21 protein-coding genes are annotated in these 22,068 nt (G+C 71.4%); 10 read left to right on the top strand and 11 right to left on the bottom strand.

Annotation, left to right across the window (positions count from 1 at the left end):
- Window positions 1-454 (top strand): pyridoxamine 5'-phosphate oxidase family protein (locus BKE38_RS19825; protein WP_076958987.1); only part of this gene is annotated, 454 nt, incomplete at its 5' end.
- Here the strand turns inward: BKE38_RS19825 and BKE38_RS32255 are convergent.
- Complete coding sequence (locus BKE38_RS32255) at window positions 448-1,161, bottom strand: GntR family transcriptional regulator (RefSeq protein WP_076958986.1); 714 nt, start codon at window positions 1,159-1,161, stop codon at window positions 448-450. The two genes, BKE38_RS19825 and BKE38_RS32255, sit on opposite strands and share 7 nt — an antisense overlap.
- Window positions 1,162-1,257: 96 nt before the next feature.
- Between BKE38_RS32255 and BKE38_RS19815 the strand changes: the two genes are divergently transcribed.
- Both BKE38_RS19815 and BKE38_RS19810 read left to right on the top strand, forming a co-directional pair.
- Window positions 1,258-2,406, top strand: a complete 1,149-nt coding sequence (locus BKE38_RS19815) for an amidohydrolase (protein ID WP_076958985.1) — start codon at window positions 1,258-1,260, stop codon at window positions 2,404-2,406.
- A gap of 24 nt (window positions 2,407-2,430) precedes the next feature.
- On the top strand, window positions 2,431-4,020 hold the full coding sequence (locus BKE38_RS19810; RefSeq protein ID WP_076958984.1) for an ABC transporter substrate-binding protein: 1,590 nt from the start codon (window positions 2,431-2,433) through the stop codon (window positions 4,018-4,020).
- A 19-nt stretch (window positions 4,021-4,039) separates the two neighbouring features.
- Here BKE38_RS19810 and BKE38_RS19805 read toward each other — a convergent pair whose 3' ends face one another.
- The 6 genes from BKE38_RS19805 to BKE38_RS19780 are packed head-to-tail and all read right to left on the bottom strand — an operon-like array spanning window position 4,040 to window position 10,716.
- On the bottom strand, window positions 4,040-4,780 hold the full coding sequence (locus BKE38_RS19805; RefSeq protein WP_076958983.1) for an SDR family NAD(P)-dependent oxidoreductase: 741 nt from the start codon (window positions 4,778-4,780) through the stop codon (window positions 4,040-4,042).
- A gap of 56 nt (window positions 4,781-4,836) precedes the next feature.
- The gene (locus BKE38_RS19800; protein ID WP_076958982.1) at window positions 4,837-6,483 is read right to left on the bottom strand and encodes an ABC transporter ATP-binding protein; all 1,647 of its coding nucleotides are present in this window, start codon (window positions 6,481-6,483) and stop codon (window positions 4,837-4,839) included.
- Entirely contained in the window at window positions 6,480-7,340 is an 861-nt protein-coding gene (locus BKE38_RS19795) for a metallophosphoesterase family protein (RefSeq protein WP_076958981.1), read from the bottom strand. The genes BKE38_RS19800 and BKE38_RS19795 overlap by 4 nt, the downstream gene beginning before the upstream one ends.
- Window positions 7,341-7,352: 12 nt before the next feature.
- Window positions 7,353-8,909 carry an ABC transporter substrate-binding protein gene (locus BKE38_RS19790; protein WP_076958980.1) on the bottom strand — a complete coding sequence of 519 codons (1,557 nt, stop codon included), beginning with the start codon at window positions 8,907-8,909 and terminating at the stop codon, window positions 7,353-7,355.
- Between the two features lie 17 nt (window positions 8,910-8,926).
- Window positions 8,927-9,790 (bottom strand): ABC transporter permease, encoded by an 864-nt coding sequence (locus BKE38_RS19785; protein WP_076958979.1) that lies wholly within the window; start codon window positions 9,788-9,790, stop codon window positions 8,927-8,929.
- Window positions 9,790-10,716, bottom strand: a complete 927-nt coding sequence (locus tag BKE38_RS19780) for an ABC transporter permease (RefSeq protein ID WP_076958978.1) — start codon at window positions 10,714-10,716, stop codon at window positions 9,790-9,792. The genes BKE38_RS19785 and BKE38_RS19780 overlap by 1 nt, the downstream gene beginning before the upstream one ends.
- A gap of 166 nt (window positions 10,717-10,882) precedes the next feature.
- On the opposite strand from BKE38_RS19780, the gene BKE38_RS19775 reads away from it, so the two are divergent.
- The 4 genes from BKE38_RS19775 (at window position 10,883) to BKE38_RS19760 (ending at window position 13,962) form a co-directional block, all read left to right on the top strand.
- Entirely contained in the window at window positions 10,883-11,596 is a 714-nt protein-coding gene (locus BKE38_RS19775; protein WP_165694233.1) for an HAD-IIA family hydrolase, read from the top strand.
- Window positions 11,596-12,465 carry a MurR/RpiR family transcriptional regulator gene (locus BKE38_RS19770; protein ID WP_076958976.1) on the top strand — a complete coding sequence of 290 codons (870 nt, stop codon included), beginning with the start codon at window positions 11,596-11,598 and terminating at the stop codon, window positions 12,463-12,465. Before BKE38_RS19775 ends, BKE38_RS19770 begins: the two co-directional genes overlap by 1 nt.
- A gap of 93 nt (window positions 12,466-12,558) precedes the next feature.
- Window positions 12,559-12,912 (top strand): hypothetical protein, encoded by a 354-nt coding sequence (locus tag BKE38_RS19765; RefSeq protein WP_076958975.1) that lies wholly within the window; start codon window positions 12,559-12,561, stop codon window positions 12,910-12,912.
- 78 nt (window positions 12,913-12,990) lie between these two features.
- Window positions 12,991-13,962 (top strand): NAD(P)-dependent oxidoreductase, encoded by a 972-nt coding sequence (locus tag BKE38_RS19760; protein WP_076958974.1) that lies wholly within the window; start codon window positions 12,991-12,993, stop codon window positions 13,960-13,962.
- Window positions 13,963-14,012: 50 nt separating this feature from the next.
- On the opposite strand, the gene BKE38_RS19755 is transcribed toward BKE38_RS19760, so the two are convergent.
- Together BKE38_RS19755 and BKE38_RS19750 are read right to left on the bottom strand one after the other, a co-directional pair.
- The gene (locus BKE38_RS19755) at window positions 14,013-14,378 is read right to left on the bottom strand and encodes a response regulator (RefSeq protein ID WP_076958973.1); all 366 of its coding nucleotides are present in this window, start codon (window positions 14,376-14,378) and stop codon (window positions 14,013-14,015) included.
- 30 nt (window positions 14,379-14,408) lie between these two features.
- A complete protein-coding gene (locus BKE38_RS19750; RefSeq protein ID WP_076958972.1) occupies window positions 14,409-15,851 on the bottom strand; it encodes a DUF7125 family protein in 1,443 nt (480 codons plus the stop codon).
- A gap of 263 nt (window positions 15,852-16,114) precedes the next feature.
- Between BKE38_RS19750 and BKE38_RS19745 the strand changes: the two genes are divergently transcribed.
- Window positions 16,115-18,385: a M48 family metalloprotease gene (locus tag BKE38_RS19745; RefSeq protein WP_076958971.1), complete on the top strand. Its 2,271-nt coding sequence runs from the start codon at window positions 16,115-16,117 to the stop codon at window positions 18,383-18,385.
- Here BKE38_RS19745 and BKE38_RS19740 read toward each other — a convergent pair.
- On the bottom strand, window positions 18,355-18,918 hold the full coding sequence (locus BKE38_RS19740; protein ID WP_076958970.1) for a TetR/AcrR family transcriptional regulator: 564 nt from the start codon (window positions 18,916-18,918) through the stop codon (window positions 18,355-18,357). The genes BKE38_RS19745 and BKE38_RS19740 overlap by 31 nt on opposite strands.
- A gap of 97 nt (window positions 18,919-19,015) precedes the next feature.
- Between BKE38_RS19740 and BKE38_RS19735 the strand changes: the two genes are divergently transcribed.
- Window positions 19,016-19,663: a glutathione S-transferase gene (locus BKE38_RS19735; protein WP_076958969.1), complete on the top strand. Its 648-nt coding sequence runs from the start codon at window positions 19,016-19,018 to the stop codon at window positions 19,661-19,663.
- 64 nt (window positions 19,664-19,727) lie between these two features.
- Here the strand turns inward: BKE38_RS19735 and BKE38_RS19730 are convergent, their stop codons facing one another.
- A complete protein-coding gene (locus BKE38_RS19730) occupies window positions 19,728-21,074 on the bottom strand; it encodes a dicarboxylate/amino acid:cation symporter (protein ID WP_076958968.1) in 1,347 nt (448 codons plus the stop codon).
- 255 nt (window positions 21,075-21,329) lie between these two features.
- Here BKE38_RS19730 and BKE38_RS19725 point away from each other — a divergent pair.
- Window positions 21,330-22,068: PDC sensor domain-containing protein (locus BKE38_RS19725; protein ID WP_474104348.1), on the top strand; the 739-nt coding region annotated here is incomplete at its 3' end.

Raw genomic sequence — 22,068 nt, 5'->3', positions numbered from 1 at the left:
CGCCTCGCCGCGCGGCGGGCCGCCGGGCTTCGTCCGCATGCTGGACAGCAGGACGCTCGCCTTCGCCGACTGGAGCGGCAACAACCGCATCGAATCCGCGCGCAACCTGGCCGAGGATGCGCGGCTGGGCATGCTCTTCATCTTCCCCGGCCTCGAGGTCTTCCTGCGCATCAACGGCCGCGGCCGGCTTTCCACCGCTCCTGAACTGCTGGCGCGGCTGGAGGAGGGTGGCCACCATCCCAAGGCCGCGACCCTGGTCGCCATCGACGAGGTGCTGTTCCATTGCGGCAAGGCGGTGAATCGCGCCCGGCTGTGGGAGCCGGCCTCGATCATCGCCCGCGACCGCCTGCCCAGCATGGGCCAGGTCTCGGCCGGGCTGAACGGTCTGCCCCCGGCCGCGGCGGCGACGATCGACGAGCGCTACGACCATGCGATGAAGCACAACCTCTACTGAGCCGCCGCCAGCACAGGGCGGCGGCGGGCGCGGTTGGCGGGGGTGGGGTCGCCAAAGCGCGGCGGCAGGTCCGCCAGCCAGTGCGCGGTGTCCTCGGCCAGCACGGCGCGGGCGGTGGCCGTGTCGCCGGCAATCATCGCCGTCCAGAAACGCTGCTGCGCCGCCAGGATCCAGCCCTGGCGGTCGCTGCTGTCGGGCACCGGCACCACCGCGCCGATGATCGCGAATTTCCTGTAGAGCGCGGCCATCATCTCGGCCAGGAAGCGGTTCTGCAGCGCGGCGCAGACCTCCAGCCGGAAGCGCAGCAGCGCCTCGGTGAAGCCGATGCGGTCGGGCCGCGCGGTCGCCTGCAGGGCTTGCAGAAATTCACGCCGGCGCTCGATCGAGCAATGAACAGAAAGGTCCTCGATCAGCGCCTGTTCCAGCCAGGTCTTGGCGGCATAGACGCCGCGGATTTCCTCCGGCGTGAAGCGGACGACGAAGAAGCCGAGGCGCGGGCGGCTGACCAGCACCCCCTCCCCCTCCAGCGCGCGCGCCGCCTCGCGCAGCGGGCCGCGGCTGATGCCGAAGCGTTCCGCCAGCGCCACCTCGTTCAACCGGTCGCCGGGACGCAGCGCGCCCCGGTGGATCAGCCGCATCAGTTCGAGCCGGGCGGCGCCGGCCAGGCTGAGCGTGGTCATCAGCGGGGTGCCATGGGCGGCGTCCATGCCGCCTCGCTAGCCGCTTTGCCCGCACCCGGTCAACTGTTGACAGTTCAACGGGCGCATGGCTCGCTGCCCGCGACGACGCATGGAGTGCCCCGCGTGACCCTCACCCGCCAGGATCTTTCGGACATCGCCGCCTGGCGGCAGGCGCTGCATCGCCGGCCGGAACTGTCGGGCGCCGAGGTCGAGACCGCGGCGATGGCGGCGGCCTTCCTGCGCGGGGCGGGCGCCGCCGAGGTGATCACCGGGTTGGGCGGCCATGGCGTCGCCGGCATCTTTCCGGGCGCCGCGCCAGGCCCCACCGTGCTGTTCCGCGCCGAGCTCGACGCGCTGCCCATCCTGGAAGCCTCCGGCGCGCCGCATGCCTCCGAGATCCCCGGCCGCGCCCATTCCTGCGGCCATGACGGGCATATGGCGATCCTGGCCGGGCTGGCACGTGCGCTGGGCCGCCAGGCACCGGCGCGCGGCCGGTCGGTGATCCTCTATCAGCCGGCCGAGGAAGACGGCAGCGGCGCCGCCGCCGTCATCGCCGATCCGCGTTTTCCTGCCATTGCCCCCGACCTGGCCTTCGCCTGCCACACCATGCCGGGCATCGCTCTGGGGTCGGCTGCCATCGCCGAAGGGCCGGCGAACTGCGCCTCGGCGGGGATGCGGATCGTGCTGTCGGGCCGCACCGCCCATGCCTCGGCGCCCGAGACCGGCACCTCGCCGATGAACGCCCTGGCGAAGCTGATGCCGGGGCTGACGGCGCTGGGCCGCGGCGGGCCGCTGGAGGCCGAGTTCTCGCTGGTCACCGTCACCCACGCCACAATGGGCGAGGCCTGCTTCGGCGTCGCCCCCGGCCAGGCCGAGCTCTGGTGCACGCTGCGCACGCTCACCGACAACCGCATGGCCGCGCTCCGCGCCGCCGCCGAGGCCCTGGCGCGCGAGGCCGCCGACGAGAACGGCCTCGGCCTCTCCATCGCGTATCGCGACGTCTTCGACCATTGCGACAACGCGCCGGAGGCCACCGCGCATTGGCGGCGCGCGCTCGAGGCCGAGGGCGTGCCGCATGACACGGCCCTGTTTCCGATGCGCGCCTCGGAAGATTTCGGCCGCTTCGGCCAGAACGCGCCGTCGGCCATGGTGCTGCTGGGCGCGGGCATCGGCGGGCCGGCGCTGCACAATCCGGAATTCGATTACCCCGACGCGCTGACCGAGACCGGCGCCCGGGTCTTCATCCGCCTGGCCCGCGACCTGCTGGGCTGACGCCCGTCCAAGAAGGAGCTTCGCATGATTGGCGTTCCGACTGGCCTTCCCCGCCGCCTGCTGCTCGGCGCTGCCCTGGCCCCCGCGCTCACCGGCCTGCGCGCCGCGGCGGCGCAGGATGCCACCCTGGACCTGGCCGTCGGTGCTCCGCCCAGCTCGGTCGACCCGCATTTCTACACGCTGACGCCGAACATGGCGCTGTCGGCGCATCTGTTCGACACGCTGATCCGGCGCGATGCGCAGGGGCGAATGATCCCGGGCCTGGCGGAGAGCTGGAAGCGTCTCGACGACAGCACCTGGGAGTTCGTGCTGCGCCGCGGGGTGCGCTTCCACAACGGGGAGGAGTTTTCCGCCCGCGACGTCGTCTACACGCTCGACCGCGTGCCGAAGGTGGTGAACAGCCCGGGCTCCTTCGCGGTCTACACCAAGGCGATCACCAAGGTGGACGTGGTGGACAGCCACACCCTCCGCTTCCAAACCGCCGGCATCTATCCGCTGCTGCCGGGCGACCTGTCGCAGGTCTCGATCATCTGGCATGGGCTGGGCGAGAACCCCTCCACCGGCGACTTTAACAATGGCCGCAACGCCATCGGCACCGGGCCCTTCCGCCTGGTCGCCTTCCGCTCCGGCGACCGGGTCGAGATGGTGCGCAACGACGATTACTGGGGCGGCAAGCCGGCCTGGGCCAGGCTGAACTACCGCATCATCCCGAACAACGGCGCGCGCGTGGCGGCGCTGCAGGCCGGCGATGTCGGCTTCATCGACAATGTCCCCACCTCCGACCGCGCCCGGCTGCGCGGCGAGACGCGGCTGCGGCTGTCGGAGATCACCAGCCTGCGCTCGGTCTATCTGCGCACCGATTTCCGCACCGAATCGCCCTATGTCTCCGGCCCGAACGGCGAGCCGATCCGCAACCCGATGACCGACATCCGCGTCCGCCGCGCGCTGTCCATCGCCATCAACCGCGCCGGCATCACGGAGCGCATCATGTCCGGCGCCGCGACGCCGACCGGCCAGGTGATGCCGGAGGGCACCTATGGCTATGTCGCCGACATTCCCGTGCCGAGCTTCGACGTCGATGCGGCGAAGAAGCTGCTGGCGGAAGCCGGCGTGGGCGACGGCTTCACGGTGACGCTGCTGGCCTCCAACGACCGCTACATCAACGATGCCCAGGTGGCGCAGAGCATCGGCCAGATGTGGTCGCGCATCGGCGTGAAGACCAATGTCGAGACGATGCCCTTCGCCGTGGTGGCGCAGCGCGGCGCGCGGCAGGACACCAGCATCTCGATGGGCGGCTGGGCGAATTCCGCCGGCGAGCCTTCGGCCGGGCTGCGCGGGCTGTTCGGAACACGGGACATGCAGCGCGGCTGGGGCACGGTGAACAACACCGGCTTTTCCAACGCCGATTACGACCGGGTGCTGGGCGATGCCCTCACCACGGCGGATGACAGCGCACGGGAGAAAAAATTCCAGGAGGCGACGCGCATCGCGGTGCGCGAAGCCGCCTGGATCCCGCTGCACATCCAGAAATGCACCTGGGGCATGAAGCAGGGCCTGGTCCACACGCCGCGCGCCGACGAGATGACGCTGGCCATGGACATCCGCCCCGCCTGATCAGAAAGCGGCGCTGAGCTCAGGTCTCGGCGCCGCCATTCACCTGCAGCATCTGGCCATTGACATAGGCGCCGGCGTCGCTGACCAGCATGCGCACCACGGCGGCGACCTCCGCGGTCGTGCCCATGCGGCCGGAAGGCACCTTGGCGACATAGGCCTGGCGCGGGCCGGGCGCCGCCGGGTCCTCGTCATCGGCGGCGATCGGGCCGGGCGAGACGGCGTTCACCGTGATCCCCTGCCTGGCGAACTCCTTCGCCAACGCCTTGGTCAAACCCCAGGCGCCATGCTTGGCGACCGAGACCGGCGCGCGGCCGGCATAGCCATGGATGGCGTTCATGCCGGTGAAGTTGACGATGCGGCCCCAGCCGCGCTCGACCATGCCGGGCAGCACCGCCTGGGACAGCCAGACCGCCGCCTCCAGATCCACCGCCATGACCCGCGCCCAATCCGCCGGCGTGATGTCGAGGAATTTCTGGGCCGGGCGCAGCGCCGCGTTGTTCACCAGCACGTCGACGCGGCCGAACCTTTCGAGCGCCGCCTTTGCAAGGGCTGCACAGGCTTCAGGGCTGCCGACATCGGCCATGGCAACCAGAGCTTGCGCGCCGAGCTTCTCCGCCTCGGCCGCGACGGATGCCGCCGCGGCGCGGTCGCTCGATCCATTGACCACGACGTCGAAGCCGTCCTGGGCCAGGCCGAGCACCACCGCCCGCCCGATATTCTTCCCCGCGCCCGTGACGAGCGCCACCTTCCGATCGGCCATGCCGCGTCCTCCGCTGTTGCGGGAAGCCTGCACCCGGGACAGCGTGGCGGCAAGCCTCAGGCCGGGACCATCGCCTCCTGCACTGCGCGCGGCTGCGGCAGGCGCGGCACGGCGGCGATCAGCTGCTGCGTATAGGCCTCGCGCGGGGCGCGCAGGATGTCCTGCGTCGCGCCGCTCTCGACGATGCGGCCGGCGCGCATCACGGCGATGCGGTGGCTGATCCGCTCCACCACGCCGATATCGTGCGAGATGAACAGGCAGGCCAGGCCCAGCCGCTGCTGCAACTCCTGCAGCAGCGCCACCACCTGCATCTGCACCGAGACGTCCAGGGCCGAGACCGCCTCGTCCGCGACCAGGATGCGCGGCTCCAGGCTCAGCGCGCGGGCGATGCACAGCCGTTGTCGCTGGCCGCCGGAAAACTGGTGCGGATAGCGGTCCAGGCTGTCGGCCGGCAGGTGCACCTGGCGCAGCACCGCCTCGGCCCGCGCCCGGCGCTCGGCGCGCGGCATGCGCGGGGCGTGGATGGCCAGCGGCTCGGTGATGGCGTCGAAGGCGGAGAGCCGCGGGTTCAGCGAGGCATAGGGGTCCTGGAACACCATCTGCATGGCGCGCCGGACGGGCTGCATCTGCCGCGGCGAGAGCGCCGTGATGTCGCGGCCGTCGATGGAGACGCTGCCCGAGGTCGGCTCGATCAGCCGCATCACCATCCGTGCCGTGGTCGACTTGCCGCAGCCGGATTCGCCGATCAGCGCCAGGGTCTCGCCGGCCTGCAGATCGAAGCCGACATCGGCCACCGCCTGCACCGGGCCTTTCGGGGTCGGGAAAGTCTTGGACAGGCCGCGCACCGAGAGCAGCGGCGCGGCCGCCGGCAGCGGCGCCGGGCTGCCGCCGCCCAGCCGCGGCGCCGCGTCCAGCAGCATCCGCGTATAGGGCTGCGTCGGCGCGGCCAGCAGGGAATCCCGCGGCGCTTGCTCGACCACCTGGCCGTGGCGCATCACCACCACGCGCGACGCGATCTGCGAGACCAGCGCCAGGTCATGGCTGATGAACAGCACGGCCGTCCCCGTCTCCCGCTGCAACTCCTGCAACAGGACAACAATTTGCGCCTGCACGGTGACGTCGAGTGCGGTGGTCGGCTCGTCGGCAATCAGCAGCTTCGGCCGGCAGAGCAGCGCCATGCCGATCATCACCCGCTGCCGCATGCCGCCCGAGAGCTCATGCGGATACTGCCCCATGCGCCGCGCCGGCTCGGTCATGTGGACGCGGTCCAGCATGCGCTGCGCCTCGGCCGTCGCCGCCTTCCAGGAGGCGCCCTGGTGCAGCACCAGCACCTCGGCCAGCTGCACGCCGACCGTCTTGATCGGGTTCAGCGAGGTCATCGGCTCCTGGAAGATCATCGCGATCTCCCGCCCGCGCAGCCGCCGGAGCTTTTCTTCCTCCAGCTGCGCGAGATCGACGGGGGCGGCGCCGTCCGGGCTGAACAGCATGCGCCCGCCGGTGATGCGCCCGCCCTCGCGGCCGATCAGCTGCATCACCGACATGGCCGTCACCGACTTGCCGGAGCCGGATTCGCCGACCAGCGCCACCACCTCCCCCGGCTGCACGACGAAGGACACTTTTTCCAGTGCCGGCTTCGGGGCCTGGGGCTTGCCGAAGGCGACGGACAGCGCCTGGACGTCGAGCAGCGGGGGCACAGGCCTCACCCCCCGACCGTCAGCGGGACGGGCAGCGCCAGGTCGCGGAACACCGGCAGGCAGGGCAGCGGCCGCTGCACCGTGCGCGCCGCATCCAGCCGCACCGCGAAGGGATCGAGGCCGAAGACCTCCCAGTCGATCTTGCGGTCCAGCTGCATCAGCCCCCAGGCGCCGGCCGGCTGCGGCGCGGTGGTGGAAATCTCCACCAGCGACTGCAGGGTGAAATGCGGGATGGCATCCAGCATGGTCAGGCTGTTCCAATGCACATGCCCGGCGACGCAGGCGACCGGCACGGTCGCGCGTGCCAGCACCGCGCGGATCCGGTCGCTGCCCGGATAGCGCGAGACATGCTGGTTGCGCTCGAACCAGTAGTTGCCGGTCATGTCATGACCCGACAGCGGCACATGGCTGGCGATCAGCAGCGGCCGGTCGGCCTGGCGCACCACCTGCTCCAGCCAGATCAGATCGGGCTCGGCGAGGCGGAAGCCGCCAGGGCGATGCAGCTTCGTGTCCGCGCGCCACAGCACGACGCGCCAATCGCCGGCATCGATGACGCGATGGCCGAGCGGCTGGCCTAGGATCGCCTCGTTCTCGGCAACGGAGAGAAAATCGCGGTCGTGGTTGCCGTTGATGTGCAGGATTGGCGCCTCGATGGCGGCGAAGGCTTCCGCCACCTCGCGCTCCAACACCAGGTCGGTGTCGTGGTCGCTGTCGGTGATGCGGTCGCCGAGATCCAGCACCAGATCCGGCTTGCTGTCGGCGACGAACCTGGCGAATTCGGCCATCAGGGCGAGCGAGGCGCTGCCCTTCTTGGCCAGGTTGTCGAGCCCGTGATGGATGTCGGTGACGATGGCGATGCGGGTCATGCTGTCCTGCTCTCAGCCCATCGCCACGCGGCCGGCGCGGAAGTCGAGCACGTAAGGAATATGCCCCGGCAGCGGCCGCCAGCGAAGGTTGTGGCGCATGGCGAAGGATTCGTAGGGCTGGTAGAGCGGCAGCACCGGCGGATCGTTGGCGATGGCCTGCATCAGCTTGCCGTAGCTGTCCTGGCGCGTGGCGAGCTCGGTGGAATAGCGGAAGCGATCCCATTCGGCCGTGTATTCGGCGTCGGGCTTGAAGCGGCCCTCGGTCACCGAGTTGCCGGTCGGGCCCCACATGGTGCCGAAGCAGCCGGCCGGGTCGGGGTAGTACATCGGGTTCGACCAGTTGCGCGCCATCATCGTCGGATCGGCGCCGGTCCAGGCGTCGCCGACATTCAGCTCCATCTTGACGCCGACGGCGCCCCACATCTCCTGGATTGCCTGCGCCGCCACCAGGCCGTTGGTGTAGTACATCGCCGCGGTGTCGTAGCGGATCGGGAAGCCGTTGTAGCCGACCTGCTTCAGCAGCGCCTTGGCGCGGTCCGGGTCGAAGGCGAAGGTCTTCAGCTGCGGCATGTGCAGCGGGCCGAATTGCGGCATGCTGTGCGTCGCCGGCACCACCGCCTTGCCGTCCCACAGCGCCGCGTTCAGCGTGTCGCGGTCGACCGCCAGCGACAGCGCCTGGCGGAGGCGCGCGTCGCGCATCTTCTCGTGCTGGGTGTTGAAGATCACCACATGGAACAGCGGCGTCACCAGGCTCTCGACCCGCAGCGCCGGGTTCCCGGCCACCGTCGCCAGCTGGTCGGGCGGCAGGTTGGTGATCAGGTCCACCTCGTTGTTGGCAAGCGCGGTGATGCGGCCGGACAGCTCGGGGATGCGGCGCACCGTGACGCGGCGGAATGGCGCCTTCTCGCCCCAGAAATCCTCGAAGCGCTCATAGACGACGCGCTGGCCGGGGACGAATTCGGCGATGCGATAGGGGCCGGTGCCGACCGGCTTCAGCGCGAAGGCTTCGAAGGCGGCATTGCCCTGGCCGAGCGACTGGATGTAGCGCTTCGGCACGATCATCAGCTGCTGCGCGTTCAGCAGCGTCTCGAACAGCGGCTCGGGGCGCTTGGCGGTGACGCGGATCACGTGCTCGCCGACCGCCTCGACCTTGGCCATGTTCGGCACGGTGTCGCGCTGGCGCACGGTATAGGGCGGGAAGGTCGCGTTGACGATGCGGTCGATCGAGAAGACCACGTCCTCGGCGGTCATCAGGCTGCCGTCATGGAACTTGACGCCCTGGCGCAGGGTCAGCTCCATCTCGGTCGGCGAGACCTGCTTCCACGACGTCGCCAGGCCCGGCTGCCAGACGCTCTCGGCCTTGCTATGGTCCTTGCCGATCAGCGGGTCGAAGGCGTTCCAGTAGAATTGCGAGCCGACGTTGGAGAAGTCGCGGCCGGGATCGAGCCAGGGCGCCAGGTTCTGCGCGCCGACGCGCAGCTCGTCGGTGGCGGCGTGGACATCGCGCGGCAGGGTGCCGAGACCGAGCCCGGCCAGGGCGCCGAGCCCCAGGGTACGACGGGTGAACATCCGAGAGGTTCCTTCGTTCAACGGTCGCGCAGCCGCACGTCGAGGCGGTCGCGAAGATGGTCGCCCAGCAGCATGACGGCGAGCGAGGTGATGACGATCAAGAGGCCCGGCGCGGCCACGATCCAGGGCGCCGAGGCCATGTAGTCGCGCCCCTGCCCGACCATGGAGCCCAGCGTCGCCGTCGGCGGCTGCACGCCGAGGCCGAGAAAGGACAGCGCCGATTCCAGCAGGATCAGGTTGGAGAAGTTCAGCGTGGTCATCACGACCACGGGCGAGGCGATGTTGGGCAGCATATGCACCACCGCCATGCGCCAGCCGGAGGCGCCGGCGGAGCGCGCGGCCTCGACATAGGGCAGCGCCCGCAGCGCCATGATCTGCGCCCGCACCAGACGGGCGAAATGCGCCCAATAGGCGATGCCCAGCACCAGGATCAGCACGGGGATGCTGCTGCCGGCGACGGCAATGACGACGAGGGCCACCAGGGTGAAGGGCAGCGACAGCTTGACGTCGACCAGCCCCATGACCAGCGCGTCGGCGATCCTGCCGCCCAGCGCTGCCACCATGCCCAGCAGCGTGCCGATCACCAGCCCGGTGACGGTGCCGAACAGCGCCAGGAACAGGCTGAGCCGCAGCCCATGCAGGCAGCGCGACAGCAGGTCGCGGCCGAGCTGGTCGGTGCCGAGCAGAAAGCGCGGATCGGCCCGGTCGAATCCGATTGGCGGGCGCAGCCGGGTCAGCAGGCTCTGCCGGTCGGGGTCGAAGGGTGCGATCCAGGGGGCGAGCAGCGCCAGCAGCACCAGCGTCAGCGCCAGCGCGCCCGCGATCCAGACCGGCCAGTCGATGTCGCGCGCGGCGCCGCGGAGGGAGAGCGCGACCGACATCACGACGCCTCCGCCAGGCGGACGCGGGGATCGATGGCGGCATAGCCGAGATCGACCAGGATATTGACCAGCACCACCGCGCCGGCGACCACCAGCACGCCGAATTGCAGCACCGGATAGTCGCGGCTGAGCGTGGCGCCGACCAGGAGATCGCCGATGCCGTGCCAGGCGAAGACCGTCTCCACCACCACCGCGCCGGAGACCAGCGTCGTGACCTGCAGGCCGAGCGCGGTGATCACCGGGATCATCGCATTGCCCAGCCCATGGCGCAGGATCGCCTGGCCCTCGGAATAACCTTTGGCGCGTGCCGTGCGCATATAGTCCTGCGACAGCACGTCGAGCATGGCGTTGCGGGTGTAGCGGGTCAGCGAGGCGATGAAGAAGGCGGCCAGCGTCACCGTGGGCATGACGTAATGCGCCAGCGTCGCCGAGCCCGCGCTCGGAAGCCAGTGCAGCGAGAAGGAAAAGATGAGGATCAGCAGGATGCCGAGCACGAAGTTCGGCGTGGCGTAGCCGAGAAAAGCCAGCAGCAGGATGGCGCTGCCGCGCGCCCGCTTGCGCCAGATCGCCGCCAGGATGCCGGCCGGCACGCCGACCGCGACGGTCAGCGCCAGCGTCGCCAGCAGCAGCGAGGCGCTGTGCGCGACCCGCTCGGCGAAGATGGTGGAGACGGCGCGGCGCTCGGCCAGGCCGATGCCGACATCGCCCTGGGCCAGCGCGACCCAGAAGCGCCAGTACTGCTCGTGCAGCGGCCGGTCCAGGCCCCAATAGGCGATCATCACCTGGCGCGAGGCGCCGTCCAGGCCTTCGGGCATCAGGAAGTCGATCGGGTTGCCGCTCAGCCGCGTGGCCAGGAAGACCACGCTGCCGATGGCCCAGAGCGTCAGCAGGACGCGCAGCAGGCGCTTGCCGAGAATGCTTGCCATGTCCAGCCCTCCGCGGTCCCCGGCCTCGCCCCCTCTAGAGCCGGTGCGTGACAGCCGCGTGACGCCAGGGCGACAGGTCGATGAATTTGACTCAGTCATTCTTAGGGCATAAACTGAGAGGAACTCAGTTCGCCCGGATGCGCGGGGCGTGATGTTGGAGCGGGCGATGGATGAGAGGATGCTGCAGGCGCGGGGCGTGCTGCTGGACCTGGACGGCACGCTGATGGCCGGCGGCCAGGCGCTGCCCGGGGCGGCAGCGGCGCTGCGGCGGCTGGGCGCGCGCTGCGCCATCGTCTCCAACGACGCCGAGCACACGCCGGCGGAGCTGGCCGCCAAGCTGCGCGCGGCCGGGCTGGCCATGGAGGAGTCTCGGATCCTGCTGGCCGGCGCCCTGGCGGTGGACAGCCTGTCGCGGGAACGGCCGGGCTGCCGCGTGCTGATGCTGACCAGCCCGTCGCTGATCGGGCATGCCCGCGCCCAGGGGCTGCGGCCGGCGAGCGGCGAGGCCGATGCGGTGATCCTCGGCCGCGACCGGACCTTCACCTACGAGAAACTGCAGGCGGCGGCGCGGGCGGTGCGCGGCGGCGCGCTGCTGGTGGTCTGCAACCCGGACCTGACGCATCCCGGCCCGGGCGGCGCCGTGGTGCCGGAGACGGGCGCCTTGCTGGCGGCGCTGCTGGCCTGCACGGGCGCCGTGCCCTATCGCGTCGTCGGCAAGCCGGAACCGGCGCTGTTCCTGGCCGGCATGGCGCGGCTGGGCAGCACCGCCGCGAGCACGGTGATGTTCGGCGACAACCCGGCGACCGACGGCGTCGGCGCGCGCCGGCTCGGCATCACCTTCATCGAGGCGCTGCCGCACAAGCTGGCGGAGGCCGCCTGATGGCCGCGCCCAGCGCCGCGCTGTTCACCGGCGCGATCGAGAAGCTGCGCGCGCTGCGCCCCTCGATGCCGGCCAAGGCCGGGCGCATTGCCGATTTCATCCTGGAGCAGCCGGAGACGGTGGTGACGCTGTCGGTGACCGAGGTCGCCGAGCAATGCGCCGTCTCGGAAGGCAGCGTCATCGCGCTGTGCCAGAGCATCGGCGCGCGCGGCTTCCAGCAGCTGAAGCTGGCCCTGGCGCGCGAGGTCGTCGTCCAGCCGGTGCAGTTCATCCACGAGGACCTGGCCAGGGACGACGATCCGGCCACCATCCTGAAGAAAATGTTCGGCAGCGGGATGCAGGCGCTGCAGGACACGCAGAAGGTGCTGGACCTGGCGCAGCTCGAGGCCGCGGCCAGCGCGCTGCAGGCCGCGCGCCGCGTCGAGGTCTATGGCATCGGCAGCGCCGCGCCGGTCGCCGAGGATGCGCATATCCGCCTGCTGCGCATCGGCATCGAGGCCAAGGTGGTGACCGATTCCCATGTCATGGCGATCAGCGCCGCCATGGCCGGGCCCGGGGTCGCGGTGCTGACCATCTCGCATTCCGGCAGCACGATCGAGACGGTGGCGGCGACGAAGCTGGCCAAGGAGGCGGGTGCGACGACCATCTGCCTGACCAATTACGGCCGCTCGCCGCTGCACAGCCACGCCGATATCCTGCTGCACACCATGGCGCGCGAGACCCGCTTCCGCACCGAGGCGATGACCAGCCGCATCGCCCAGCTGGCGGTGATGGACACGCTGATCGCCTGCCTGGCGATGCGGCGCTACGACCGCAGCCTGCAGCATCTGGAACGCGTCTTCGAGGTGCTGGCCTCGAAGCGGCTGTAGCAACCGGCGGCAGCAACCGGTGGCGGGGGGCGCGCGTCTATCCTGGGTGACGCCGGCTCTTCGCCCGGCGCAGCCTGCCATGGAGGTTCTCTGATGCGTGTTCCTGCCCTCGTTCTTGCCGCCGGCCTGCTGGCCGGGCCGGCCTTCGCCCAGACCGGCCCCGGGCAGGATGGCGGCGCGGCCGGCCAGTCGACCACCCAGCCCGCCTCGCCCGGCCAGGGCAACGGCTCGGATCCCGGCGGCAGCAATCCGGGCGGCTTCGGCCCCGCCGGCGCGCCGCGCGGCGACGGCAACCGGGTGGACAGCGAGTTCGGCCGCTTCCGCGTCGATGCCCAGGGGCGCGCGCCGCTCTCGGCGCCGCCGGGCAGCCTGGATGCCGGCCAGCGCGCGCCCAGCCAGCCGCCGGCCGAGGTCCGGCCCAGCCCCTGGCTGCAGCGCGGCGGCTGAGGCCTTGCCGCCAGGCGGCGGCCGGGTCTAGGACTGGGGCTTCCGCCCTGGCTGCGGGCGGCCGACAGGGGCGCCCGCATGTCCGCATCCCGGCCTGAGATCCTCGTCGCCATCGACCTGGCGCCCACGACGCGGGCGCTGCTGGAGGCGTCCTTCACCCTGCATCACGGGCCGACGCCCGCGGCGCGGCTGGCCATCGCCGCCGGGCGGGGGGCGGCCATCGGCGGCATCCTGACCAACGGCGCCACGGAGATTTCCGCGGCGCTGATCGCCGCCCTCCCCGCCTTGCGCATCATCCACGCCCAGGGCGTCGGCCATGAAGGCGTCGACCTTGACGCGGCGACGCTGAAGCAGATCCCGGTCACGCATGGGCGGGGGGCGAATGCCGACTGCGTCGCCGACCATGCCTGCGCGCTGGTGCTGGCGCTGCTGCGCGACATCCCGGCGATGGACGCGCTGGTGCGCCAGGGCGGCTGGCGCAGCGGTGGCACCATGCGGCCCATGGCCAGCGGCAAGCGGCTGGGCATTCTGGGCCTGGGCGACATCGGCGGGCGGATCGCGCGGCGGCTGTCCGGCTTCGCCATGCCGACCGTCTATCACAACCGCCGCCCCGTCGCCGGCGCGGCCTATGACTACGCGCCCGATCCGGTGGCGCTGGCGGCGCGCTCCGACCTGCTGGTGGTGGCGGTGCCGGGCGGCGCCGGCAGCCGGCATGTGGTCGACGCCGCCGTGCTGCAGGCACTGGGGCCGCAGGGCTTCCTGGTCAATGTCGGGCGCGGCTCCGCCGTCGACACCCTGGCGCTCATCGAAGCGCTGACCGAAAAGAGGATCGCGGGCGCCGCACTGGATGTGGTGGAGGGCGAGCCCGACCTGCCAGCAGCGCTGCGCGCCCTGCCCAACCTGGTGCTGACGCCGCACATGGCCGGGCGCTCGCCGGAGAGCGTGCAGGCGGCGGCGGCGCTGGCGCTGGCCAACCTGACCGCCGGCCTGGCTGGCGCGCCGTTGCCGACCCTGGTGCCGGGACAGCGCGGGCGTTTCGCCGAGGTGTAGCGGACCGCTTGATGCAGGCGGCGGGCGTTCCCGCCTCACGCCAGCACGACCTAGCCCGGCGGCCCCGCCAGCTCGACCACCCGCGCCACCACTTCCGCCACGCGGAAAGGCTTGTCGAAGACCGCCGAGAAGAGATGGCCGTTCTGCCGGGCGATCTCCGCCTGGGCGCCGCTCAGCAGGATGATCGGCAGGCCAAGGCCTTCCGGCCGCTGGCGGATCGCCTGGGCCAGCTCCAGCCCGTTCATCACCGGCATCATGAAGTCGGTGATGACCAGCACCGGCCGGTCGCGCTGGAACACGTCGAGCGCCTTGCGGCCATTGCTGGCGCGCACCACGGCGAAGCCCTCATCCTCCAGCGCGAAGGCCAGGACGTCGCCGATCAGGAACTCGTCGTCGACCACCAGGATGGTTGTCATGCGTGCGATCCGCCCCGAACGCTGTCGCGCTCAGCCTCCTGGCTGGGGGGCGTTGGCGCCCAGATGGACCGTGTTGACGTTCTCGAAGTGCCGGTTGAGCCGCAGCCCGGTCGGCGTGATCATCAGCTCGCGCAGCGAGGCCTCGTAGGGCCAGTCGCGCACCTTCACCACCGACAGCACCCGGCGCAGCTCGGAGCGCACCTCGGTGAAGCGCAGCACCAGCAGGTTGTCGAACAGGCTGGACAGCTCCAGCGCCGGCGCCTGGGCGCTGGCGTCGAACAGATCACGGATCTCCCAGGTCGCCATGGCCGTGACCCCCATCATCCGCAGTTCCTGCAGCAGTGCCGTGAAGAACTCCACATGCCGCTGCGGGTTGGTGGAAGCGCGCGCCATGCCCCCCAGGCTGTCGATCAACACCCGGCGCGCGCCGCTGCGCTTGACCTCATCGAGCAGCCGGTAGCCCAGCGGATCCAGCATCCGCTCGGTGGTCGGCTGCCAGGCCATGTGCAGCGCGCCGCTGTCCAGCTTCGCGGCCAGCGGCAGGCCCAGCGCCCCGCCCTTGCGGCGGATGCGCGGCTCGGTCTCGTAAAAGCCGAAGATCAGCGCCGGCTCCTCCGGCGTCGCCTGGGCCGCGAAATGCAGGCCGAGCGTCGTCTTGCCGCTGCCGGAAGGGCCGATCACCAGGGTGATCGAGCCCTGCTGCAGCCCGCCGCCGACCATGGCGTCCAGATCGGCGACGCCCGAGGTGATCGGCGCCCGGGTCGGATCGATCTCCGCCTGGCTCTGGCCAAGCAGGGACTCCAGCCGCGGATAGACGACGATGCCGGCCTCGGTGATCTCCATCTCGTGCAGCCCGGGCACGGCGCCGCTGCCGCGGGTCTTGCGCAGATGCAGGCGGCGGCTGGCGCGGACGCCCGTCAGCTCCTCCGACATCTCGATGACGCCGTCGACCATGGTGTGCTCGGGGCTGGAATCATCCAGCCGCGCACTGGTCAGGAACAGCACGGTGCAGCCGGCGAAGGCGGCATGGCCCTGCAGCTCGGCGATGAACTTCTTGGTGTCGAGCGAGCTGCCGGCGCGGGACCGTGCGTTCAGCACGCCGTCGACGACCAGCACCGACGCCTTCTGCCGGCCGATCTCCCGGCGCAGCAGCTTGACCACCTCGTCGAGACCCTCGCTCTCCAGCGTGTCGAAGGCGCTGACATACTGGATCTCGTTGCCGACGCGCCGCCGGTCGAAGAAGCGCAGCGTCGAGAGGAACTGCAGCAGCCGCTCATGCGATTCCGACAGCAGCGTCGCGAAGAGCACGCGCCCGCCCTGCGCCGCGTGGTGGAAGGCGATCTGGTTGGCCAGGATGGTCTTGCCCGAGCCCGGCCGCCCCTGGATCATGTAGGAGGCGCCGGCGACCAGGCCGCCCTTCAGCAGCGTGTCCAGGCCCTCGATGCCGCTTTGCAGCCTGGGAAGATGTTCCAAGATGTGACGGAGCCTCAGGCCTGGAGTAGGGAGCGCCGGCCGAACCGGCCGATCGCGCCGCCCTTCCTGCACCGAATGCGCCGCCGGGTCAAAGGGCGCATCACGCCTGCGGCATCGGCGGGCGCATTCCTCACGTTCACGTGCAGCGCCCGGCGGCGCCCGGCAAGGCCCGCGCTTTCACACGCGGTTGAAGCGCCGGGCGCTGGACAAGGCGGCGGCCCCGCCCCCCTGATCGCCGCCTCGGCGGGAAAGGGCGCGGCGCGATGTCGGCAGCGGATCAGGCCTCGGATCAGGCGACGGCAGCGCGGCGCGCCGGCTGGCGGCGCGGGCTGCGCCTGGTCGCGCTGACGGTGCTGCTGCCGCTGGCCTTCGCGGCCGTCGGCTTCTGGCAGGCCGACCGGGTCGTCGCGACGCTCGAGGACGGCGCCGACCGCGTCGCCCGGCTGGAGCGCGCCGAGGCCGAGCTGCGTGCCCTGGCGGAGAAGTCGCCGCAGGCGCGGGTGCGCATCTTCGAGCGGCTGCAGACCGCGCCGATGGCCGCCGCCCTGGTCGCCGGCCAGCTGGAGGATGTCCGCGGCCTGCAGGCGGTGACCGAGATCCGCGCCGCGCTGCCCTTCTGGACCATGCTGGCCGGCGGGCTGGCGGCGGCGCTGGGGGCGGCCGGGCTGCTCGCCGCCATCGTGATCGGCCGGCTCGGCCGCGCCTCGCGCCGGGCGCTGCTCTCGGGCTTCGAGCTGGTGCGCCGCATCCTGCCGGCGCAGATGGCGGCGCAGATCCTGCTGATCACCGCGGCCGCGCTGCTGGCGCTGGGCTTCGAGACCGCGGGGCTGTGGCATGCCGGCAAGCTGAGCCAGGGCGACATGAAGCTGATGGGCGTGGCGCTGTTCCTCGGCGCCGGCGCGCTGGTGGTGCTGGTGCAGGCGCTGCGGCAGCTGCGCACCGCCTGGCGGCTGTTCACCCCCGACCCGCTGCCGGTCTTCGGCCGCCGGCTGGACCGTGTCGCGGCGCCGGGCCTCTGGGCGCGGATCGACAGGCTGGCCGCCGCCGCCGGCGCCGCGCCGCCCGACCACCTGGTGGTCGGCCTGACCGAGGGCTTCTTCGTCACCTCCAGCGATGTCGAGCTGCAGCCGAACGGGGAGACGCTCGAAGGTCGCACGCTCTACCTGCCGCTGCCGCAGATGGCGATGCTGGACGCGGCCGAGAGCGGCGCCATCATCGGCCATGAGCTCGGCCATTTCACCGGCGAGGACACGGATTATTCCCGCCGCTTCGTCCCCATCCATGCCGGCGTGCTGCGCAGCCTGCAGGCGGTGGCGGCCAGCGACGGCGGCAACGGGCTGAACGCGATCCTGACGCGCCCCGCCCTGCTGCTCGGCGCCTTCTTCCTGCAGCAGTTCGACCATGCGGTGCATCACTGGAGCCGGCTGCGCGAATTCGCCGCCGACGCGGTGGGCGCACGCGTCACCTCGGCCCCGGCCGCGGCCAGCGCGCTGCTGCGCAGCAGCGCCATCGCGCCGCGCATCCACGAGGTGCTGGTCGCCGCCCGCGACGCCCCGGGCGAGCGGGGATCGCGCGACCTGCTGGCCGAGATGCTGGCGGCCGCGGCGGAACGCGGGCTGGACGATCCCTCGCGCCACCTGGAGGACCGCCAGCCGCATCCGACCGACACGCATCCGCCGGACAGCCAGCGGCTGGCCTCGCTCGGCCAGGCGGTGACGCCGGCGCTGCTGGCCCGCGCCACCCGGCCGGTGGCCGCCGCCGAGGCCGGGCTGGAGCATGCCTTCGCCGACGCGCCCGCGCTGATGCGGCAGCTGTCGGACGAGCTGATCCAGCGGCTGCGCAGCCAGCACGCCGCGGTGGCCGAGGCGCTGCAGGAGGCCGCCGGCGCCGTGCAGCAGGAGGCGCGGCTGCTCTATCCCAACACCCGGGCGCAGGGCTTCCTGCTGGGCGGCGTCGGCGTGTTCTTCGCCCTGGGCGCGCTGGCCTGCACCGCCATCTGGCTCGGGCTGTTCGGCCTGCACAGCGGGGATCGCGCGGTGCCGGTGGCGGGCGTGGCGCTGGTGCTGCTGGCGCTGCTGATGTTCTTCGCCGGCTGGCTGCAGGTGCGCCGCGCCCGCCGCCCCTTCCTGCGCCTGACCCCGGACGGCTTCGGCGTGCCGGACGGGCCGGAGATCCCCTGGCTGCATGTCGCGGATCTCGGCTTCACCATGGCCAACGGCCGGCTGCGCAGCAACTTCCTGATCCGCCCGCGGCTGCCGCTGCCGCCGAAGCTGGGCCATGGCATGAGGCTCGGCAGCCATAACGGGCTGCGCGAGGTGGCGCTGCACAGCTATGCCGCCCAGGGGCTGAAGCCGCAGGACTACGCCGACCTGGTGGTGACCTACTGGCGCGCCGCCCAGGCCCGGGCCGAACTGGCCGAGCGCGCCGCGCGCGCCGCCGAGGCGGAGGCCGCGGCGGTCGCGGAGGACGAGGACAGCACCGTCAACCTGGCGCCGCCCGTGGCTCAGCTCGGGATGAGCCCGGCGGCGCGGTAGCTGTCGACCACCGCATCGAAGGCCGCGACGCCGCCGCCGCCGCGGGCCAGCAGCTGGGCGCCGGCGACGGCGGCGAAGACGGCGCGGGCGCGGGGCCCGGCACCCTCCGGCGCGGCCAGCCCGGCCGCGGCGATCCGCCCGGCCAGCCAGGCGATGTTCATCGCGGCGAAGTCCCGCACCTCCGCCTGCACCGGCGGCGGCAGGTCGGCCAGCTCGGCCGCCATGACGCTGGCCAGGCACAGCCGGTTGCCGTTCTCCAGCGCGCCGCGGAAGGTCGCCGGGTAGCGCGCCAGGCTGGCCCGGGCATCGGGGCCTTCTTCCGCCAGCGCCGCCAGCGCCGCCGCCGCATCCTCGCGGTAGCGCCGGGCGACGGCGGCGCCGAGCTCCGCCTTGTTGGCGAAATGGTGGAAGATGCTGGGCGCCTTGATGCCGACCTCGGCCGCCAGATCGCGGAAGCTGAGCCCGCCATAGCCATGCGCCTGCACCCGCAGCCGGGCCGCGGCCAGGATCGCTTCACGGGAATTCAAGGTCACGTCGTCGGCTCTCCGTCGCATCGCCCCTGCATCAAGCTTGACCGGCATTTTGGGAAGGCCTATCCACCCTACCTAACGTTAGGTAGGAAGACGAGGCATGATGATTGTCCATGACTGGCCGGCCGGCCCCTATCCGGCGCGGGTGCGCATCGCGCTGGCCGAGCTGGGCCTGCGCGAGCGCGTCCGCTTCGAGACGGTCGACCTCTACAAGGGCGAGCACAAGCGGGAGGCGTTCCGCGCGCAGAAGAACTTTTCCGGCACGCTGCCGGTGCTGGAGCTGGAGGACGGCACCTGCATCGCCGAATGCACCGCCATCACCGAATATCTCGACCATCTGGAGGGCGCGCCGCGGCTGACCGGCGCCAACCCCCGCCAGCGCGGCCTGATCCACATGATGAGCAAGCGCGCCGAGCTCGAGGTGCTGGATGCGGTGAGCGTCTATTTCCACCATGCGACGCCGGGGCTGGGCCCGACGGTGGAGCTCTACCAGAACCCCGAATGGGGCCTGCGCCAGCGCGACAGGGCGCTGCGCGGGATACGCTATTTCGACGGGGTGCTGCGGGCGCAGCCGCATGTCGCCGGCGAGGCCTTCTCCATGGCCGACATCACCCTGGCCGGCGGGCTGATTTTCGCGGGCCTGGTGCAGCTGGAGATCCCCGAGGGCTGCGACGCCCTGGCCGCATGGTGGGACCGCCTGCAGCAGCGGCCCAGCGTCGCCAACCGCGTCGCCCTGTCCGAGGCCTGAACGGCAAGGGGGCGGAGGCTCACGCCCCCGCCCCCCTTTCACGGGACCCAGGAACCGGCCGGAATTACTCGGCGGGCTGCATGACCAGGTCGCCGCCGAGCTCCGGGTCGCGCAGCGGGATCGGGTTGCCGGCCATGGCAGCGTCCAGGCGCTCCTGGTCCAGCTCGCCTTCCCAGCGGGCGACGACCAGGGTGGCCACCGCATTGCCGACCAGGTTGGTGAGCGCCCGGCACTCGGACATGAAACGGTCGATGCCGAGGATCAGCGCCATGCCGGCGACCGGCACGGAGGGCACCACGGAGAGCGTGGCGGCCAGCGTGATGAAGCCGGCGCCGGTGATGCCGGCGGCACCCTTGGACGACAGCATCGCCACCAGCAGCAGCAGCACCTGGTCCCACAGCGACAGCTCGATGTTGCAGGCCTGGGCGATGAACAGCGCCGCCATCGTCATGTAGATGTTGGTGCCGTCCAGGTTGAAGCTGTAGCCGGTGGGCACCACCAGCCCGACCACGGACTTGCGGGCGCCGGCGCGCTCCATCTTCTCCATCAGCGTCGGCAGCGCCGCTTCCGACGACGAGGTGCCGAGCACCAGCAGCAGCTCCTCCTTGATGTAGCGGATCAGCGCCAGGATGCTGAAGCCGTTGTAGCGGGCGACGGCGCCGAGCACGACCAGCACGAAGAGCAGCGAGGTCAGGTAGAAGGTGCCGATCAGCATCGCCAGGTTGGCGATCGAGCCGATGCCGTACTTGCCGATGGTGAAGGCCATGGCGCCGAAGGCGCCGATGGGCGCGGCCTTCATCAGGATGCCGACCAGCTTGAACATGCCGGCCGAGGCCGAGTGGAAGACCCGCATCACCGGGTCGGCCTTGTCGCCCACCGCGGCCAGGGCCAGGCCCAGCAGCACCGAGAAGAACAGCACCTGCAGGATGTCGCCCGAGGCGAAGGCGCTGACCGGCGAGGCCGGGATGATGTTCATCAGGAAGCCGGTGATGGTCGTCTCATGCGCCTTCGCCGCATAGCCGGACACCGCAGCCGCATCGAGCGTCGCCGGGTTGATGTTCAGCCCGGCGCCCGGGCGGATGACATTGCCGGTGACCAGGCCGATGATCAGCGCCAGCGTCGAGAAGACCAGGAAGTAGAGCATCGCCTTGCCGGCGACCCGCCCGACCTTGCCGAGATCCCGGACGCCCGCGATGCCGGTGACGACCGTCAAAAAGATCACGGGCGCGATGACCATCTTCACCAGCTTGATGAAGGCGTCGCCCAGCGGCTTCATGTCGGCGCCGGTCTGCGGGTAGAAATGCCCCAGCAGGATGCCGATGGTGATCGCGAACAGCACCTGGACATAGAGGTGCTGGTAGAACTTCTGCGGCGCCGGCGGCCGGGCCGCGGCGAGGTCGAGGGCAGCCATGGATGGTCCTCCAGGTGCTTCGCGACGGCCCTTCGAGGGGTCGTGCGGATGGTTCGGGGGCGACGCCGCGGCGCCGTGTGACCCTTCCCCCAAGGCAAGCCGGATGCCACAAGCCGCGCCGGTCCGGAGGATTTTTAAGTCTTTGGTCTTATACATGTTTGCGGTGCAGCAATTTCCTGGAATGGAACCGGTTTGTGTGGATTTCGGCACAGGCCTTGGTGCGCCGGTGCGGCTTTCCGCCCGGGCTGGCCGCGCTTGACCCGGCGCTGGCAGCGCCTCGGCCTGGGCCTGGCCGCCCTCGGCCTGCTGGCCGGGCTGGACCGCGCCGCCGACCTGCTGGCCACCCGCCAGGTCCTGGCCGAGCTCGAATCCGGCGCCCGCGCCACCGCCGGGCTGCATGGCGCCGTGCTGCGCGCCGAGATCGAGAAGCAGCGCAGCCTGCCGGTCATCCTGGCCCAGGACCCCGACCTGGTGCAGGCCCTGCGCGATCCGACGCCCGGGCGCCTCGACGCGCTGAACCGCAAGCTGGAGCGGCTGGCGGCGGCGACCCGCACCGGCGTGCTCTATGCCCTGAACCCCGGCGGCCTGGCCGTCGCCGCCAGCAACTGGCAACTGCCGGAAAGCTTCGTCGGCAGCGACTATGCCTTCCGCCCCTATTTCAGCGAGGCCTGGGCCGGCCGCCCTGCGGAGCATTTCGCGCTCGGCACCGTCAGCCACCGCCCCGGCCTGTATCTGTCCCGCCGGGTCGAGGACGCCGCCGGCCCGGTCGGCGTCATCGTCGTCAAAGCCGAGTTCAACGAGCTGGAGGAAAGCTGGTCCAGGCTGCCGGAGCCGGCCCTGGCCGTCGACGCCCGCGGCATCGTCACGGTGACCAGCATCCCCGACTGGCATTTCCGGGCGACCCTGCCCCTGACGCCGGAGCAGCGCGAGGACATCCGCGCCAGCCTGCAATTCGGCGACCAGCCGCTGCGCGATCTTTCCTTCCGCTCCGTCC

This window comes from Teichococcus deserti (assembly GCF_001982615.1).
In the GTDB taxonomy this organism is placed as follows: domain Bacteria; phylum Pseudomonadota; class Alphaproteobacteria; order Acetobacterales; family Acetobacteraceae; genus Pseudoroseomonas; species Pseudoroseomonas deserti.
The sequence above is the reverse complement of the archived record's forward strand: the minus strand, read 5'-3'. Positions and strand labels throughout refer to the sequence as shown.

Excerpts from the sequence above, each read along its gene's own strand:
- BKE38_RS19785 (WP_076958979.1), bottom strand. The coding sequence starts at position 9,790 with ATGTCGGTCGCGCTCTCCCTCCGCGGCGCCGCGCGCGACATCGACTGG.
- BKE38_RS19780 (WP_076958978.1), bottom strand. The coding sequence starts at position 10,716 with ATGGCAAGCATTCTCGGCAAGCGCCTGCTGCGCGTCCTGCTGACGCTC.
- BKE38_RS19755 (WP_076958973.1), bottom strand. The coding sequence starts at position 14,378 with ATGACAACCATCCTGGTGGTCGACGACGAGTTCCTGATCGGCGACGTC.
- BKE38_RS19810 (WP_076958984.1), top strand. The coding sequence starts at position 2,431 with ATGATTGGCGTTCCGACTGGCCTTCCCCGCCGCCTGCTGCTCGGCGCT.
- BKE38_RS19790 (WP_076958980.1), bottom strand. The coding sequence starts at position 8,909 with ATGTTCACCCGTCGTACCCTGGGGCTCGGCGCCCTGGCCGGGCTCGGT.
- BKE38_RS19795 (WP_076958981.1), bottom strand. The coding sequence starts at position 7,340 with ATGACCCGCATCGCCATCGTCACCGACATCCATCACGGGCTCGACAAC.
- BKE38_RS19745 (WP_076958971.1), top strand. The coding sequence starts at position 16,115 with ATGTCGGCAGCGGATCAGGCCTCGGATCAGGCGACGGCAGCGCGGCGC.
- BKE38_RS19775 (WP_165694233.1), top strand. The coding sequence starts at position 10,883 with ATGGATGAGAGGATGCTGCAGGCGCGGGGCGTGCTGCTGGACCTGGAC.
- BKE38_RS19805 (WP_076958983.1), bottom strand. The coding sequence starts at position 4,780 with ATGGCCGATCGGAAGGTGGCGCTCGTCACGGGCGCGGGGAAGAATATC.
- BKE38_RS19760 (WP_076958974.1), top strand. The coding sequence starts at position 12,991 with ATGTCCGCATCCCGGCCTGAGATCCTCGTCGCCATCGACCTGGCGCCC.
- BKE38_RS32255 (WP_076958986.1), bottom strand. The coding sequence starts at position 1,161 with ATGGACGCCGCCCATGGCACCCCGCTGATGACCACGCTCAGCCTGGCC.
- BKE38_RS19770 (WP_076958976.1), top strand. The coding sequence starts at position 11,596 with ATGGCCGCGCCCAGCGCCGCGCTGTTCACCGGCGCGATCGAGAAGCTG.
- BKE38_RS19730 (WP_076958968.1), bottom strand. The coding sequence starts at position 21,074 with ATGGCTGCCCTCGACCTCGCCGCGGCCCGGCCGCCGGCGCCGCAGAAG.
- BKE38_RS19765 (WP_076958975.1), top strand. The coding sequence starts at position 12,559 with ATGCGTGTTCCTGCCCTCGTTCTTGCCGCCGGCCTGCTGGCCGGGCCG.
- BKE38_RS19735 (WP_076958969.1), top strand. The coding sequence starts at position 19,016 with ATGATGATTGTCCATGACTGGCCGGCCGGCCCCTATCCGGCGCGGGTG.